Raw genomic sequence first — 16,531 nt, forward strand, 5'->3', positions numbered from 1 at the left:
GGGACCCTACAGCCATCGCCGGGCCGGTGCAACATCCGCCTGGACCGAAACCGTTCTTTTCCGGTCCCGGCCGGATATGCGCATGGGGAAGCGCAGGGACAGGGAGGCGTCAGCCGAGCAGGCCGAACTTGCGAAGCTCGCCAAGGAGCAGGTCCGGGTCCACCGGCTTGGAAAGAAAGCTGATGGCCCCGCCCTGGAAGAAGGCCCGGTTGACGTTCTGGGCGTCGTTCATGGCCGAGACCATGATTGCGGCGGTTTCCGATTCGGTCCTGAGCCCTGCGTCGCGTTCGATGCCCCGGATCTTCTGCAGGGTCTGGTGGCCGTCCATGCCGGGCATGCGGATGTCCACGAGCACGGCGTCGTAACGGTTGCCCTCGGCCAGGGCGCGCTCGAAGGAGTCCACGCCGTCCTGGCCGGACGAAACCGAGTCCACCTCGGCGAACGGACCGAGGATTTCCGAAAGGAACAGAAGATTGATTGGGTCATCGTCAATTATGAGCACGCGCATGGGGGACTCTCCGGCCGCGCGCTCATACAATTTCGGGGCGAAGGTGTCAAAGCTGGGCCGCCTGCCCCGGCCGGACTATCCGAAGGGGTTGTCCGGATCCTTCTTGGGGGCGGCCGCGAGAAAGCCCCCAGCCCGCGCCAGGCGCGATGCGGCCACGGGGGCGCTGGCCAGGCCGCAGAAGCCCGGGGCAGCCTCCCCTTCTTCGTCGCCCGCCCAGCGCCACATCATGCATTGCGCGCCCTGGCAGAAACGCATCTTGCCGTCGGGGGTGGTGAGGAGCGGGCAGAACAGGAATTTGGCATCCTTTTCCGTGGCGGCCATCAGGCATCCTCCTTGGGGGCGGCCTTGAGCACGAGGAGAGTCACGTCGTCCTCGGCAGGCAGGCCCTGTTTGAACTGGTCCAGCGCCTGAAACAGCGCGTCCAGCACCTCTTTGGCGGCAAGCCCGGATGAACGGCGCAGCACCTCGCGCACGCGCTCCTTGCCGAACATGGACCCGTCCGGGCCGCGCGCCTCCCACAGCCCGTCGGAGCCGATGAGCAGCACCTCCCCGGGGGCGAGCCAGGCGCGCGATGAAGTCTCGAAACGCCGGTCCTCCACCACGCCCAGGGGAATGCCCGAACCGCCCAGTTCCTCGAAGGCGTCGCGGGCCGGGGAGTAGAGGATGGCCGGATCGTGCCCGGCCCGGACCCAGCGCATGCGGCCCCGGCCGGGGGCGGCTTCCAGGTAGAAAAGGGTCATGAACCGGCCGGACCCGCCCGTGTCCAGGCACAGCAGGCGGTTGACGGCCGCGACCACGTCCGAGGCGTCGCCGGGCTGGCCCGCGCCCATGCGCAGGAAGGCCCGGGCCGTGGCCATGAGCAGGGCAGCGTCCAGGCCGTGGCCGGAGACGTCGCCCACCAGCATGGCCGTGATTTCCGGTTCGCCGTGGGCGGCGGGGATCACATCGAAGGAGTCTCCTCCCACCTCCTCGCAGGAGACGCTGGCGGCGGCCATGTCCATGCCCGCTATGGCGGGCAGCCCCGCCGGAATCAGGCGGCGGTGGACCTCGCTGGCCAGGGCCATGGCGGCGGTGAGGCGGGTGAAGTCCTTGAGCTTGGGAGCCATGGAGTTGAACACCCGGCCCAGTTCCTCCATCTCGCGTCCGCCGGAGGGCTCCACGCGGGCCTCGAAGTCGCCCTCGCCCAGGCGTGACGCCGCCCGCGAAAGATCCATGACAGGACGTGTCAGCGAGCGCGACAAGAGCCAAGAGGCCATGGTGACGATGGCGATTCCGGCCGCGAAGATGGACAGGGTTTCCCGCCATTGTTCGGCGAAACGGGTTTCGATGTATGTGGACGCCAGGGTCGCGTCGGCGGTGACGTCGCTCTTGGGGGCCACCAGCACCAGGGCCAGGCCGCGCACGCCCGAGGGCGCGTAGGCCCAGATGTAATCCTTGTTCCCGATCTCCGCTTGACGGACCTCGCTCATCCCCTTGCCCAGGTCCTCAAGCACCAGGGCAAGCTCGGACATGTCGTCGGGGGCAAGCCTGCGCGGAGTGGAAAGCCCCATCATGCCCAGATGGTGGGCCGAACCCGGGCCTCGCGTGCCGTCCTCAACCTCTTCCTCCGCCCCTGCCTGTCCGATGATGCGCAGCCCCTTGGTGGCGCAGTCGGGATCACGGTAGTCCACCATGTAGGTCTTCATCCGTTCGGAAACGGCCAGGGAATGCTCCCTGGCCGGGCCGCCCACGGACAGCGGAGCGTTGAGGGCCGTGACGCCCACGGGCTTTCCCGAGGGGTCGTTCACGGGGGTGGACAGGGTGATGCCCACCCGTTTGGTCACTGGGTCGATAACCGGAGCGGTCCAGACCATGCCCTTCTCGCGCATGGCCAGGCGGTACCACAAGGACTCGCGCCCGTCGAAACGCCGGGGCATGCGGGGCTGTCCGCCGGAAGCCGGTCCGCCCGATCCCGAAGAGCCCCCTCCGGAAGACGGTCCCGTGGAGGCCGCCGTGCCGTCCTCATAGACCGTGATCTGTCCCTGGATCTTGATCTCCGAGAGCGGTGCGGCAAAGACGTAGGCCCCGGTGAGCTCCAACGGCGTCTTGCGGGCGATGGCCTTCTCCACTTCCAGGGCCTGGATCTTGAGCGTCTGTTCGAGGAGCAGGCCCTCGCGCCGCCACAGCTCGGCGTGGTCCTCCACCATGAGGCGCATGTGGGCCTTGGCTTTGGCCACCAGCATGTGCTGGGTGCGGTGGACGAGGTCCTCGGCCAGCTCCTCGCGGGTGTGCTGGGCGTTCAGGCGCAGCAAAAGCACGGGGAGCACGGAAAGGGCCAGCAGCAGGAGGAACAGCTTGGCCCGGACGCTCACGGCTCCATCTCCAGGTATTCGTCCAGGATGACCTTCATGCCGAAACCCGGGAAGTTCACCCGGGACTTGCCGTCGCCCAGGCGGGCCACGATCTTGCCCCGGCCGAAGATGCGGTGGCGGCAGAAGCCCAGGGAGCCGTTGCCGGAGGCCTCGGGGGAGGAAGTGAACTGCGGCGGGGCGAGAGGTTCGGACAGGGGGCGGGTGGTCTCGGCCAGAGCCTCGCGGCGGGCGGCGGAAAAGGAAGCCGAAGTGGAGGACATCTGAAGAGCGTCGTCCGCCGCGCCGGGCCGGGCCAGGGCGCCGGAAAAGGTCTCGCGCAGCTCGGTGTAGAGTTCGCGGGGCAGCTCGCGCACGAAGAGGCTGGGCATGGCCGGCTGGGAGCCGCCGCCGGCCCGGTTGTAGACGGTGCCGGGCACGAAGAGGGTCAGGTGGTCCTTGGCGCGGGTGCAGGCCACGTAGAGAAGCCGCCGCTCCTCTTCGAGGTCTTCGGGCCGGGCCAGGGCGTGCCGGGAGGGGAAACGGTCGTCCACCATGTCCAGGATGATGACGGCGGGCCATTCCAGGCCTTTGGCCGAGTGCACGGTGGAGAGCACCACAGCGTCCTCGCGCACGCCCTTGCGTTCCTCCTCGGGGTTTTCCAGGGCCAGGTCGGCCAGAAACGCCTCCAGGTGCGCGTAGGACGCGGCGATCTGCCCCAGCTGTTCGAGCCCGGCCAGGCGGCGGGGATAGTCCTCGGGGTGCACGGCGGTGAGCGTGGGGGTGTAGAAGACCACGGCCCGCTCGAGCAGGGCCGCCGGTCCCCCCGGATCGGATCGGAGTTCCTCCAGGAAGGCGAACAGGGCGTGCAGTCCGGCGTTCTTCTTGCGTTGGGCCTCGATGAAGCCGTGGTCGCCGTCGCGCACAGCGGCCGCGATCTTGAGGGCCGTCTTCTCGCCCACCTTGGGCACCAGGGTCAGCACACGCTTGAAGGCCACCACGTCGCGCGGGTTGTGCACCACGCGCAGGTAGGCCACGGCGTCCTTGACGTGGGCCGCCTCGGAGAAGCGCAGGCCGCCGAACTTCTGGAAGGCGAAGCCCTCCTTGTTGAGCGCCAGTTCAAGCCCGTAGGACTGGTATCCGGCCCGGAACAGCACGGCGATCTCGCAGGGCAGGTAGGTGCGCCTGAACTCGCGGATCTTCTCCACCGCCAGGCGGGCCTGGGTCTGGTCGGAGTACGCCTTGACGATCTCGGGCTTGGGTCCGTCCAGGCGCTCGGAGAAGAGGTTTTTGTCGAAGCGGTCCTTGGCGTGGCGCAGGATGTCGTTGGTCAGGTCCAGGATGGGCTGGGTGGAACGGTAGTTCTGCTCCAGGCGCACGATGCGCGTACCCTCGAAGATGCGGGGGAACGAGAGGATGTTCTCCACGTTGGCACCCCGGAAGGCGTAGATGGACTGGGCGTCGTCGCCCACGGCCATGACGTTGCCCGCTTCGCCCGCCAGGAGCTTCACCAGCCTCGCCTGGACCAGGTTGGTGTCCTGGTATTCGTCCACCATGATGTAGCGGTGGCGGGCGCGCAGCTGCTCCAAAAGGTCGGGGTTCCGCACCAGGGCCCGCTCCAGGGTGAAGAGCATGTCGTCGTAGTCGAGCAGGCCGTGGTTTTCCTTGTAGATGCGGTACTCGTCAGCGATTTCCTCCAGGGCCTGGGCATGGGGCAATAGCTGGTAGGACTCGCGCGAGAGCACCTCGTGGACCGAGAGTTCCTTGTTGCGCGACTTGCTGACGAGTTCCAGCACGAAGCCCTTCTTGGGGAAGCTCTTGTCGCCCTTGCCCGCCCCCAGGTCGGAAATGACGTGGCCCATGACCTCCTCGGCGTCGCCCCGGTCCATGATGGTCAGCGTGCCGGGGTATCCGGCTGCCTGAGGGTGGCGCCTGAGCGTGGCAAAGGAGAAGGCGTGGAACGTGCCGCCCTGCACCCCGCCCAGGGCCATGCCCAGAAGCTTCTCGGCCCGGTGGAGCATCTCCTGGGCGGCCTTGCGGGTGAAGGTGAGCAGAAGGATGGAGGAGGGCTCAACGCCCAGGCTCACGAGCCTGGCCAGGCGGTGCACCAGGGTGCGCGTCTTGCCCGATCCCGCTCCGGCGATGACCAAAACCGGGCCGTCCGTGGTCATCACGGCCTCGAGCTGGGCGGGGTTCAACTGGCTCTTGAAATCAATGGGCATGGTTTCGTGTCGCGATATGCATGTTGGGTCGTTGTTGGGGCCTCCGGCGGCCAAAGGGCTTGGCCCTCAGGACTCCCATTCAGGGCTCCAGGCCGAAATGGACGAACAGTTCACGTCCGGCGGCGCTGACGGACGCCGGGGCGGAGCCTTGCGAATCGTAGAAGAAGGCGTCGCCCGCTGTGTGGCAGCCGAAGCGGCCGTGCAGGCCGCAGGTCTCCAGGCGGTCGAACTTGCCGGTGAGCGAGATGCCGGGGCGCGGCTCGCATATGAGGTCCGGGGCCTTGTGGATGAACTGGCCGGAGTAGATGTCCTGGGGTTCGTGCACGGCGGCCATGATGAGGTGTCCCTCGTGGGAGAGTTCCAGCAACGCCGCCTTGAGTTCGCTGCGCAGCTTGTCGCCGATGTACTGGTGGAACACCCCGCGCGCGAAGCGCTCCTTGACGTTGATGTAGATGCGCCCCGGGTCCAGGGCGAAGGCGGCGGTCTCGTGGGGGGCGATGGCCTGGCTGTCGAATTCGTTGGCTCCGCGTTGCCTGAGCTTCAGGATGCCCTGCTTCATGAGCCAGACGTTGAGGTCCACTTCGGTCTTGCACTCGGTGAAGCCGTGGTCGGCCAGCACGATGAGGCGCTTGGGGCCCGCGAGGGCGTCGTAGCGGTCCAGGAAGACCCCGATGAAGCGGTCCCACTCGGCCATGAACTCCATGAAGGCCCCGTGCAGGGCGTGCTGCGGGTTGGCAACGGCCGGGTAGAAGAAATGGAAGATGCGGTCGGTCTCGGTGAGCACCAGCATGAACATGTCCCAGGAGAGGTCCGGCCAGAAGAGGTCCAGGGCCTTGGCGCGGGAACGTAGGGTGGCCCGCACCTGGGAGAGCAGGTAGTCCGGATCGGAAACGCCGCGCGTGGTATCGGCCTCCAGCACGTAGCCCTCGCCTGCCAGGATGGAGGCCAGGAAGGGCGGATGCACGGCCTTTTGCAGGTCGTGGGCCACGAATCCGGCCACCAGCATGCCGGACATGGGGCGTGCGGGATAGGCTCCGGGCAGGTTGACGACCTTGGCGGTCAGTCCCTTTTCACCCAGTCGCTCGAAGATGGTGGGGGCCTGGATGGCCGAGGAGTCCGTGAGCGAAAGGGTGTACGTAGCCGGGTCGATGCGCGAGAAACCGAACACGCCGTGGCCTCCGGGGTTCTTTCCGGTGACGAAGGAGGCCCAGTTCACGGGCGAGAGTTCGGGAAGCTCGGCCCGGACGGCGCGTGCGTTGGCCGAGAGGGTGATGTGGGCCAGATTGGGCAGCTTGCCGCCTTGGCAGAGCGACTGGGCCAGGGAAAAGGGCAGGCCGTCCAGGCCCAGGACCACCAGTCGGTTGCGGCCGTTGTGTTGATCGTGCATGGCGGGTTCATAGCAGGACAGGGCCGGGGGGCCAAGGGTGAGATTGTGGGCGGGGAGCAGGGCCGGCATTCAAGCGGGGCTCGGCCGTGCCAAGCGGAGCACGCCGGCTGTGAGATTTCGATCCATTCGATCCAAGTGAAGCCCCTGATTGACGCGCTCCCGCGCCAAGGCTAGAAGTGCGGTCCTCCCTCATGCCCGAGTGGTGGAATTGGTAGACACCAGGGACTTAAAATCCCTTGACTCGAAAGGGTCGTGCCGGTTCGAGTCCGGCCTCGGGCACCACAAAATAAAGAATCTGTATTGTTGTTGCTTAGGTATAAGCAAGGATGCTTATACTATCGAGTGATATTTTCGATAGGCGAGTAAGATTTAACTTCTCAAGAGCACCTTACCAGACTGAAAGACCGAATATCAAAGTCTTTGTTTGACACTGTACCGTTCAGCCACTGCTGTCTCAGCTAAAAATACAACCCCAGCCTGAACATGATGCGCCTATATGGCACGAATGAGTCCAGGGCCACGGGCTCGCGCTGGTAGGAGAATTTGACATCGAACAGGTTGCTTCCCTCCAGCGACACGAACCCGCGCTTGCCGGGGAATTTGTAGGAAACCGAGGCGTTGAGGAGTCCAAATGGGGTCTCGTCGCGGTGGCGTCCCAGCAGGTCGCGGGCCCGGCTCTCGGCGAAGGCCTGCTTCACCACCAGTCCGGACACCGTGGCACCCAACCCGTTCTTGTACAAAAAGGTCAGCCCTCCGCCCGCGCTGAATTCCGTATAATGGGTTTCGGGGTTGGTCCGTATCTCCACATTCCCTGGTTCCAGCCACTTCACTCCAGCCAGCAGGTTCAGGCCCAGATACGGAGTCAGCACCCGGTTGAACGAACCTGATAGCAGATAGCGGTCGGTGATGTACCAGGTCTTGCGGTCATAACTTTGCAGGGGGTCGAACTGGGGGTTCTCAATGTGGTGGAAGTCCGCTCGCAAAATGCTAAAAGTGGCTTCGTTCCACTGGCGTTCCCAGGACATCCCCATCTCGACAACCTGAGAACCGTCGTCAGCATTCACCCTGGTCGGGAACCCGGCCACCTCGGCGGGCTGGATCATGGGCTGCAACGCCATGTGGTTGTTGAGGTAGCGCTGCACGGCCATTCGAATCACGTCTTTGCTCGTGGCTTCCCAGTTCACGCCGAACCGAAATCCCAGAAGCGATTCCTCGATATTGGACACAAATCCAAAGCGCGGAGTGACACCGAACTCTCCGGAGAGCCCGAGTTCCAGGATCAGATTTTTGCGAAGCCGCCAGTAGTCCACGACATAGATGGTCAGAGAGCGCTCCCAGTGGTCGTTGCGCAGAGTGGCGGTCTTGGAGATTGAGGGTAACAAGGGGACGTAAAGATTCAGATTGCTGCGGTAACGGAGCATGGAAGTGAAGACGTCCCCTCCCACCAAGAGAGAATGATTGTCCATGGTCATCTGCTGCTGAGCCTGAAAATTCCCCATTTCACGCGGCGTGTCGCGAAACCGAAGGTCTACGTCGTCCAAGGTCAGGTTGCCGAAATTGAGGTCGGCCGGGGTGTAGATGCGGTCCGAGAAGGTCCAGGCGTTGTATTTGTAGGCCCCATAGAGGATGGTGGTCCAGCCCGGGCTCTGCCGGCGCACGTACCCGCCTTCTAGGAGGGTAGTGGCGAAATCGTCGGTCTGCCAGGGCGAGGGCACGTACTCCCAGGCATTCTGGTTGGAGGTGTCCCCGGAGTGGGTCCTGGAGAAGGTGGCGGCCGCGAATAGGGAATCCTTGAAGGTGGGCTCCCACTTAAGCTGGCCGACGGCGAAGCCGGTGCGGCTCAGGCCGTTGATCTTGCGCATGCCGTTGTCCTGGTTGAAGGACGCGAAGGCGTCCCCGGCCACCCCGGGCACCCCGCCGTACACCTCTGCGCTCGATTCCACAGTGGACTTGCCGTTGGCCCAGGCCCCGACGCCTCCGCTGAACTGGATCCGGACATAGGGCGCCTCGAACATGGGGGTGTAGTCGTTGTAGAGGGTGAAGGTGCTCTGGTTGGCCGGGGAGAGGAGCCTGTAGAGCAGAAGTTCCGAGGAGGAAGCGGACACCCGCTGGCGGGTGTTGGCGAAGGCGCTGCTCAAAAAGAGGTGGGCCGAGGAGTCGAAGGGGTCCTTCTTGATGGCGGTCACGGCCTTGGCGAAAGCCCACTCCCCGAGGCCGAGTAGGTTGTATGCTTTGGCCAGGTCGAAGTTGCGCACGGCCAAGTCGCGGTCTAAAAGCAGCCTGGACCGGAACATGGCCCGGTTGTCGTTGAGCTCGATGGAACGGTTGAGTTCGACCACGGCGTCGCCTGGCTGGTAGAGGTCAGTTAGGGCGATACCCTTGTAGAGATGCGGCGTGGGATCGGCCGGGTCCAGGCGGGCAGCCTGATCGTATGTCTGCATGGCCCGGTCAAAGTCTCTGGAGGAGTAATAGGCTTTGCCCAGGCTGGTCTGATACAGAGACACCCTGGGGTCCAGGAGCGTGGCCGAGAGCATTTCCGAGAGGCCCTGAAAGCGCTGGTTGCGGGTGTAGCACACAATGCCCAGACCGAGCCTGGGCTCGGGCAGGCCGGGATCGGCCTTGACGGCCCGGGCGAAGAGGTCTTGGGCCTCTTCAAAGCGGCGCATACCAAGCTTGGCGAATCCCCCCAGGGACAGGACCGAGGCTTCTCCGGGGGCCAGCTTTAAAGCTTTCTCCACAGTGGCCCAGGCCTTGTCCGGCGCGTCCTGGCCCAGTTCGATGAGGGCAGTGTACACGTAGGCCGTCACGCAGCTGGGGTCCAGGGCCAAGGCCTTATTAAGCGACGCCTTGGCCGCCGCGAGGTCAAAACGCGAAAGCTGGACCAGGGCCATGCTAACCCGAGCGGTGGGGGAGTCCGGGTTGTCCGCAGCGGCCTTGGCCGCCTGGTCAAGTGCCAAGTCCTTGCGGTTCTGGGCCAGGTCGATCTGGGCCAGGAGCGAGCGGCAGAAGGCGTTGGAGGGGGACTTGGCCAGGGCCTTTTCCAGAAGCGCCCGGGACTGGGCCGGCTGGCCCGCGCCCAGGGCCAGATAGGCGGCGGTTCCCAGAAACTCGGGCGTGGCCTGGAATCTTCCCATCTCGGCCCGGCAGGCTTCCCAGGCCTCCGAGGCCTGCCCGGCCTGGGTCATGGCCAGCCAGCGCCCGACCGAGGTCCTGGCCGATGGGGGAGCCTGGACGAAGGCCTGCAGGGCCTCCTCGGGATGGTACTGCCTGAGCGCTACCCAGCCCAGCGCGGTCTGGTCGCCCCGGTCCTGGGCCAGGGACAGGGCCGCGCCCGTGTCGCCCGCGTCCAGGGCCGCCTCGGCCGGGGTCAGGGGCGGGCCGGCCAGGTTCTCCAGCTTCACGTCGCGCCAGCTGATGGCCGTGGGGTAGTAGAGCACCCACTGCACGGCGTCCTCCGGGTTCACCAGTACCTGCTTGGTGGGGGCCTGGCCCGGCCTGGCCTGCCCCACCTCCCCCCGGTCCAAGTCGAGCGAACCCTGGGGGTTGGAGAGCAGAAGCCTGCCGTCCAGCAGGGCGATGCTGGTGAAGCCGGAGCGGTCCACGGAGGCCGTGAACTCGGTGCCGCGAACCGCGGCGGTGAGGGCCGGAGTGGTCAGCTGGAACTTGGAGGCTTCGTTGTTGTTGCGGAGCCAGGCCTCGCCGCTTTCCAGGCCGTAGGCGCTCTGCTGAGGGGCTGCCTGCGCCGAAGTCTTGGCGAAACCCAGGCGGGTGGAGGCGGCCACGGCCTTGAGGGTGATGAGGGTGTTCTCGCCCAGCCTGATCTGGGTCTCGTCAGCGCACAGGATGGCGGCCCGCGCCCCAGGCCCGGTGCGCACCGAATCACCCGGCGCCAAGTCGCGCCCTATGGCTGCGGGTGCCCATGCTCCGGCCCCGGCCGACACCGACACTTGGCCTTCCGCAAACACCAGCCGTCCGGCCGGGTCTTGGATTGCCCAGGCCGAAGAAGCCCATAACATGAGCGTAAGAACAACCAAGCAGTACCAGCCCTTCGGATTCATGCAAGCCTCCGTGCATTGGAGTATGCCTTTGGTACAGCCCGCTACAGCCCCTGACGATCATGATGGTTTCAACGAACTACACATTTGCCAAGACATTGGGAGGCAACAGCCCTCGAGAACACTGGCCTTCATCAACTGACTATTTGGACTCCATCACATGAACTGCGTCCCATTCGGGGCCGGGGGGAGTCAGGGCGAAACTTCTGCACCGGTCGAGCATGACCGTGGATGGTCCATCCTTGGTTTTTTGCTCGAGAACCTGGGCGAACAATATCTGGGCCCGGCCGAAATCCTGGGTCCTGTAGGCCTGAAGCCCTTTTTCGTAAATCACGGCCCACTGTGGCTGGGGTTCGCTCAGACCCACCAGTTCGAAAATTTCCACCGGCTTGGCCCGACCCTTCACCCGGATTGCATCTACTGGGCGCAGTATGAATTCAGAGCCAAGAAGCGTCCGGGTTTCGCCGCTGACCAGAATCCCCGTGCCATAGAGTTTGTTCACGGATTCCAGGCGCGAGGCCAGGTTCACGGTGTCTCCCAGGCAGGTGTAGTTGACTTGCTCTCGTGAACCTACATTCCCGGCCACAACCTTCCCTGAATGAATGCCAATGCGTGCGTATAAGCCAGGGACACCCTGGGCTTCCCACTGGTCGCGCAGGTCCTTCAAAGCCCTTTCCATGCCCAAGGCCGCGCGGCAGGCATGGGGCGCATGCAGGTTGTCGCGCAGGGGGGCGCCCCAGAAGGCCATGATGGCGTCGCCGATGAATTTATCCAGGGTGCCGGAGTTTTCCTTGATGATTGCGGTCATGGGGGTGAAGTACTCGGAGAGAACTGTCATCAATTCGCCCGGGGCCATGAGCTCGGAGAATGAAGTGAACCCCGCCAGGTCGGAAAAGAGCACCGTGGCCTCAACTTCCTCGCCCCCAGGCTCCAGGAGTTCTGGTCTGGCCAGGAGCATGTCAACCACAGCCGGAGAAACGTAGCGAGAGAACGCCAGACGGATGCGCCGTCTCTCCCGCGATGTTCTCATGTATCCGTCAAGAAGGAGGAATCCCTCGGCGGCCAGCACTCCGACCGACAAAAACAATGCGGGAAACCACACGAGGAACGCCGCGAACAGGACGTAGGAGAACCCCACGACTCCGGCGGCCATGGCCGCCGAGGTCAGAAATCCGGCCAGAGGTCTCATTCGCGCTAGCAGTAGGGCCGCGCAAGGTAGGAGGAGGAATGCCGCAACCACTTCGCTCCAGCGGGGGGCAAGCGTTCCGGTGCGCCCGGAAAGCAACGAAGAGAGTATGGTGGCGTGCAGTTCCACACCCGAGGTGTTTAAACCGGTGTCATGGCTGAAGGGGGTGCGGAAGGAATCGGCCTGTCCTGCAAGATCGGGTTGCGCTGCCAGGGATCGGCCCACCAAGACGATTTTTCCTTGCAGGATGTGCGGGGGGAGGGGATGGGCATCGTCAAGTACCTGGGTGTAAGAAATCGTACGGATGGTGCGGGGAGGCCCCAAGTGGTTTACGAGTCCGCCCTGCGGGATGGAAGTTGGACCAGTCTGAAGATGGGCAAGGGCCGCTGAGGGTAGCGTTGGCTGTCCAGAGAGACGGGTGACGAAGCTGCGGATCGTTCCGTCCGGATCGGGGGTGAGCATGGCGAGGCCCGTGTCCAAGGTTGCGTTTCTGAAGCGGGGGAGGGGTTCCACCAGCATCAGGCGGCTGAAGGCGGGATCCTCCACTCTGTCCAGGGTGGAAGCCAGAATCACCCGACCGTTGTCGCGAATCGCATCCTCCAGGGCTTGATCGTCCTCTGGAGGGGACGGTTCTGCAAATACCACATCTAGCATCACAAGCCCTGCCCCGGCCCGGGAGAGCCGGCGAAGGAGTTCCGCGTGAACCCGGCGCGGCCAGGGCCAGGCCAAGCCTAGTTCCTTGATGGAGGGCTCATCGATGGCCACGATGACGAGATCAGCCGGAGCTGGCCGTGGGCCGCGCAGGAGAAAGAAAGCGTCGAAAAGCTGGCTTTCCAGTTGCCTCCTTGGGGGACTAGCGCAGAACAGCACGGCCACTACCGCGAGCAAGACTCCAGCTAAAAGTGGGATGACATATGTGCTCCGCTTAGTCCCGGACGTCAGGGGGCCAGGTGAGCCGAAGGGGCCGGGAGGCATTGTGTCCATCTCCTTCCTGGGCATGGGAGGGCAACGCCTGGATGTAGAGACAGCATGTAACAGATTTTTCAATAAATATAAAAGCACAGGGGAGAGGGGAGGGTCAAGTATGGATTGCCGTGAGTTTCATGGCTAGTCCTGGTGGTCGGCCGAAAAACATTGTCTTTTGGGGGGAAGCAGCTCCCGTCGGGAAGTAAATACCCGTGTGATCCAATGTCATATCCGAAGGGCACTCGGACCGTTATGAACGCCACCAAAAGCTTAACAAGCCAATTCACTGAAAATCAACTCGGCTAGAAAGAGAGTGAGAAGGAGGTTTTCAGAGGCTGGTCAGGTTAGCACCCTTGAAAGCGCCTAGCTGAATGTGCTGATGATCACCAGAGGGAGAGGGATTTTGCTCCAATTTTGCTCCACTGTGAGTGCAAGCTGGTGAATACTGGAGCAAACCAGTGAACACCTATACACATGGCAACATTGGAAGATCAAAAAAATCCACCTGATATCGTTGAGCATTGAAAGAGACGTAAAATCCCTTGATCCGAAAGGGGCGTGCCGGTTCGAGTCCGGCCTCGGCACCAAATGTTTCAAGTCGTTATCTGATTTGCATGCGCTCGCCCCTCGGGTGGGTTAAAGGGCGCGTTGCGAAGTTCCTCCCCCTATACCCTTGCCTTGAGAATGAAGGCAGGTGGAATCGGCTGAACCTCCAGGCATTTTTTGTTCAAGTTGGCGGCGATTCATCGCGCCATAAGCGTTCATACCGATAGCGCGTGGCCGACATGCGTAATCGCAAGCACCAGAGCCGTGCCATTTGCCCAGTTCGGCCGTTGGATCACGGTCGGTCTCGCACAGGATGTTCACCTTTTGCAATTCTGAATGATGTGCCAAACGCCTTGCACCTTTTGTGACGTCAGGAATCATTTTTCAGATTTCAACTGGCTCGAAATAAGACATGCAGATCACTGGAATCACACGATTGGCTTATTCTCTGTTCCGAATGCTTGTCTCATGTAGAGAGACAAAACATGCGGTCATCCACGTGACTGGAATAAGTTCCGCAAGAAAGACCGTGGTTTTGGCTGTTGCTTTACATTGTTTGAATCTTGTTTCCGAGTAATTTTTGAGGATAAATCGCTAAAACTTTTGGTAATTTTTGCATCAGGATGATTTTCGTGAAGAAGTGCTCCGCTATGGCAGCATGAGCTGATCCTTTTGTAGTCGTTTGGTATAGTGTGAAATACATCAATGGCAAGAAATTTGCTTATATCTTCGATGGTGAGTTTTGAGGTTGAATCGAACCGATTCACAATGATTCGTATTTTTGACATAAAGTTTTCATTGTAGTCTCTTAAAAATCCAACATAAAGCTTGGCGTTGCGCAGGGAAAGGATGTCTGGTTGGCAGGTTATTGCGATGTATTCAGAAGTGTTTAAGTATGCGAGGTCAATCTCGTTTAGTCCTGAGCCGTGGTCAATAACGATATACTGGTAGATGCTTTTTGCAACTTCAAGAATGGAAGACATGGCTTCGACAGAAGCGAGAGGGATCTCGTTGTGGTGCGAAATTGGGGGTAGAACGTTCAGGCCGGTCTTATGTTTTGCGGCGACATCCGTAAGCAAAGAAGCATCAAGGCGATGAACTTCGCGTACAAGGTAGCCCATGGTGTGCATAGGATCAACGTCAAGGATGACGTGTGCATCACCATGTGGCTGGTGAAGGTCCATCAGTAATGTTGGGTCATTATTTGTCTGTATCGATAGCGCGGTGTTCACGCATATCGAGGTGTTGCCGGTGCCTCCTTTTGCTCCAAGAAAAGATATTGTTCTACAATGTACATCGTTGCGATAGCGTTCCTTGTAGTATCTCTTCGCAAATGTTTCGATTGATGCTTCAAATTTGTTGATGGATAGAGGGAGAAGGAAGTAGCCACGGACGCCTGTGTTAACAAATTCCAGGATGCGTGAATGGTTCGCTTCGGTAGAGATGACAAGAATTTCAAGCGCTGGATTTATATCGAGAAAGTTGCGAATTTTAATAAGAGCATTGCCGAAGTCATCGACAACTTCAATGATGTATATGTCGGCATAATACGGAAATGTGGTGATCAGCGAAAATTCAGAACGACTGGAAATTGAATCGTATATAATTCTTGACGCAGCTGCATCTTCAACTTCAATGCAAACTTTCATTTTATTGTCCATAAGTTCTCCGGTGAAGTTGACATTTTAATGCAATACTTATTGTGCGTTGCCGCGCCAACGCTTGACCGCATTTGTAATGAGCGAAGAATCGTACGTGTCGCTTTCCCATAGGGAAGAAGCTGCGAGAGACTGTCTGCGGGGCATGTGTTCAGGTTCAAGCATGTCGATACGAATCCGCATAGGGGTGGAAACGGCATCTCCCACGATGATTGCGTCCCTTGTCCGCAGAGAGGGTAGCGCTTTAAATATGCTCAGGCAATTTTCTGGAAGGGCGTGGCTGATGAAGTCTTGATCGGAGGATGTTGTTAGGCGTAGGCATATCAGGGTGTTGCACTGAGAGAGAATGCGTTCGGAAATATCCGAGGGGCGCTGAGTGACGAGTCCCAGGCCGACGCCGTACTTACGTCCCTCTTGGGCAATGCGTGCGATAGCGTGGCTGGCCGGGAGCGTGGCGGTTTCGTCCTTGCTGGGTATGTAGCGGTGAGCTTCCTCGCAAACGAATAGGATTGGAGGAGATGTCTCGTTGTGGCTCCAGACCGCAAAGTCAAATACTATGCGAGCGATAAGCGAAACAATGATATTGATGATTTCTCCAGGAGTGCCGGAGAGGTTCAGGATCGTGATGGGTTTGCCGTTTGTGGGGATGCGTAGGATCTTTGCAAGTATGTCTGGGAAAATGTCGCGAACGACAAAGTCTGCGAACATGAATCCGAATCGTTTGTCGTGTTGGAGCTGGTCAATGCGTGTAAGAATTGCCTGGTAGGGCAACGTGTTTCCTTGTTTGTCCAATTTTCCCATCTCTTCACAGATCAGTTCTCGAACTCGACTCATGCGGTATGGAGAAGGGCTGTCAATGGTAATGTTTTGTGTTGCCTCGATTGATGTTAGATGGTCAGCTTTTGCAACAGTTACACATCTTAGTAATATGTCTGACTGTGTCTGGTATTGTGATGCATCTCCTTGGCAAATGACCTTTGTTAGCTCATGAAAGTTTAACAGCCAATATGGTAGTTCTATTGAACTAACATCAATGTATTCCGAGTGATGTCCAAAAGCCATTTTGTACTCATTGTGAGGGTCAATGAGTATCACATGCCCATGAGGGTAACGCTGAAGGATTGCGTTTAAAAGTACTGCCAAAGAGCATGATTTCCCGGACCCAGTCGACCCTAATATGGCAAAATGTTTGCTAATCAAGTCGTCGACGTCAACGCCCACGGAGACGTTTTGATTCTGGTGTAGTGTTCCTATCTTGACCGATTTGCGATACGGCATCGTATAAATTTCACGAAAATTCTCCTCGGAAACTGTCTTAATGCTTTGTCCAAGTGACGGGTATGATGCGATACCTCTTTTGAATCGCAATTTTCCAGTTGCAGATCTTGCTATCTCACCAAATAAATCGATATTAAAGTGAACTTGATGTTGGTCGGGGCTGGGGGGATTTTGAGTTATTGTTGAGCACTCATTTATCATGCCGTATATTGTCGAGTCAGTTGTCTCAATCTTGACGAGGTCTCCGACCTGAATTTTGGGGGCCGTATCGTTTTCGTTTGCTTGGATAAACAGGCCGATGACTGACGAGTTTGAGACGGAGATCACTTGGCCAAGAACTGTCCCGTGAAGTGCGTCTTGATTGGTGAGGCTATTCATTGGTAGAATATGGTTTGCTT

Annotated in this window: 9 protein-coding genes and 1 tRNA gene; 1 reads left to right on the plus strand and 9 read right to left on the minus strand. The window is 60.5% G+C overall.

Annotated elements, in window-relative coordinates; all coding sequences use genetic code 11:
- Positions 1-109 precede the first annotated feature (109 nt).
- The 5 genes from ML540_RS08995 to ML540_RS09015 all read right to left on the minus strand — a co-directional run bounded on the left by ML540_RS08995 (position 110) and on the right by ML540_RS09015 (position 6,444).
- Positions 110-508 (minus strand): response regulator, encoded by a 399-nt coding sequence (locus tag ML540_RS08995; RefSeq protein WP_243360129.1) that lies wholly within the window; start codon positions 506-508, stop codon positions 110-112.
- Between the two features lie 75 nt (positions 509-583).
- Positions 584-829 carry a hypothetical protein gene (locus ML540_RS09000; protein ID WP_243360130.1) on the minus strand — a complete coding sequence of 82 codons (246 nt, stop codon included), beginning with the start codon at positions 827-829 and terminating at the stop codon, positions 584-586.
- On the minus strand, positions 829-2,859 hold the full coding sequence (locus ML540_RS17950; protein ID WP_243360131.1) for a SpoIIE family protein phosphatase: 2,031 nt from the start codon (positions 2,857-2,859) through the stop codon (positions 829-831). The genes ML540_RS09000 and ML540_RS17950 overlap by 1 nt, the downstream gene beginning before the upstream one ends.
- Positions 2,856-5,057, minus strand: coding sequence for an ATP-dependent helicase (locus ML540_RS09010; RefSeq protein WP_243360132.1), 2,202 nt, complete (start codon positions 5,055-5,057; stop codon positions 2,856-2,858). Before ML540_RS09010 ends, ML540_RS17950 begins: the two co-directional genes overlap by 4 nt.
- A 79-nt stretch (positions 5,058-5,136) precedes the next feature.
- Complete coding sequence (locus ML540_RS09015) at positions 5,137-6,444, minus strand: alkaline phosphatase family protein (protein WP_243360133.1); 1,308 nt, start codon at positions 6,442-6,444, stop codon at positions 5,137-5,139.
- A gap of 193 nt (positions 6,445-6,637) precedes the next feature.
- On the opposite strand from ML540_RS09015, the gene ML540_RS09020 reads away from it, so the two are divergent.
- Positions 6,638-6,726 (plus strand) — tRNA-Leu (locus tag ML540_RS09020).
- A gap of 176 nt (positions 6,727-6,902) precedes the next feature.
- On the opposite strand, the gene ML540_RS09025 is transcribed toward ML540_RS09020, so the two are convergent.
- The 4 genes from ML540_RS09025 to ML540_RS09040 form a co-directional block, all read right to left on the minus strand.
- Positions 6,903-10,502 (minus strand): tetratricopeptide repeat protein, encoded by a 3,600-nt coding sequence (locus ML540_RS09025; protein WP_243360134.1) that lies wholly within the window; start codon positions 10,500-10,502, stop codon positions 6,903-6,905.
- A gap of 139 nt (positions 10,503-10,641) precedes the next feature.
- Entirely contained in the window at positions 10,642-12,684 is a 2,043-nt protein-coding gene (locus tag ML540_RS09030; RefSeq protein WP_341482639.1) for a CHASE2 domain-containing protein, read from the minus strand.
- A gap of 1,004 nt (positions 12,685-13,688) precedes the next feature.
- Positions 13,689-14,858, minus strand: coding sequence for a CpaE/TadZ family protein (locus ML540_RS09035; protein ID WP_243360136.1), 1,170 nt, complete (start codon positions 14,856-14,858; stop codon positions 13,689-13,691).
- Positions 14,859-14,894: 36 nt separating this feature from the next.
- Positions 14,895-16,511, minus strand: coding sequence for an ATP-binding protein (locus ML540_RS09040; RefSeq protein WP_243360138.1), 1,617 nt, complete (start codon positions 16,509-16,511; stop codon positions 14,895-14,897).
- Positions 16,512-16,531 lie beyond the last annotated feature (20 nt).

It is taken from the genome of Fundidesulfovibrio terrae (assembly GCF_022808915.1).
In the GTDB taxonomy this organism is placed as follows: domain Bacteria; phylum Desulfobacterota; class Desulfovibrionia; order Desulfovibrionales; family Desulfovibrionaceae; genus Fundidesulfovibrio; species Fundidesulfovibrio terrae.

Excerpts from the sequence above, each read along its gene's own strand:
- ML540_RS08995 (WP_243360129.1), bottom strand. The coding sequence starts at position 508 with ATGCGCGTGCTCATAATTGACGATGACCCAATCAATCTTCTGTTCCTT.
- ML540_RS09000 (WP_243360130.1), bottom strand. The coding sequence starts at position 829 with ATGGCCGCCACGGAAAAGGATGCCAAATTCCTGTTCTGCCCGCTCCTC.
- ML540_RS09010 (WP_243360132.1), bottom strand. The coding sequence starts at position 5,057 with ATGCCCATTGATTTCAAGAGCCAGTTGAACCCCGCCCAGCTCGAGGCC.
- ML540_RS09015 (WP_243360133.1), bottom strand. The coding sequence starts at position 6,444 with ATGCACGATCAACACAACGGCCGCAACCGACTGGTGGTCCTGGGCCTG.
- ML540_RS09025 (WP_243360134.1), bottom strand. The coding sequence starts at position 10,502 with ATGAATCCGAAGGGCTGGTACTGCTTGGTTGTTCTTACGCTCATGTTA.
- ML540_RS09030 (WP_341482639.1), bottom strand. The coding sequence starts at position 12,684 with ATGCCCAGGAAGGAGATGGACACAATGCCTCCCGGCCCCTTCGGCTCA.
- ML540_RS09035 (WP_243360136.1), bottom strand. The coding sequence starts at position 14,858 with ATGGACAATAAAATGAAAGTTTGCATTGAAGTTGAAGATGCAGCTGCG.
- ML540_RS09040 (WP_243360138.1), bottom strand. The coding sequence starts at position 16,511 with ATGAATAGCCTCACCAATCAAGACGCACTTCACGGGACAGTTCTTGGC.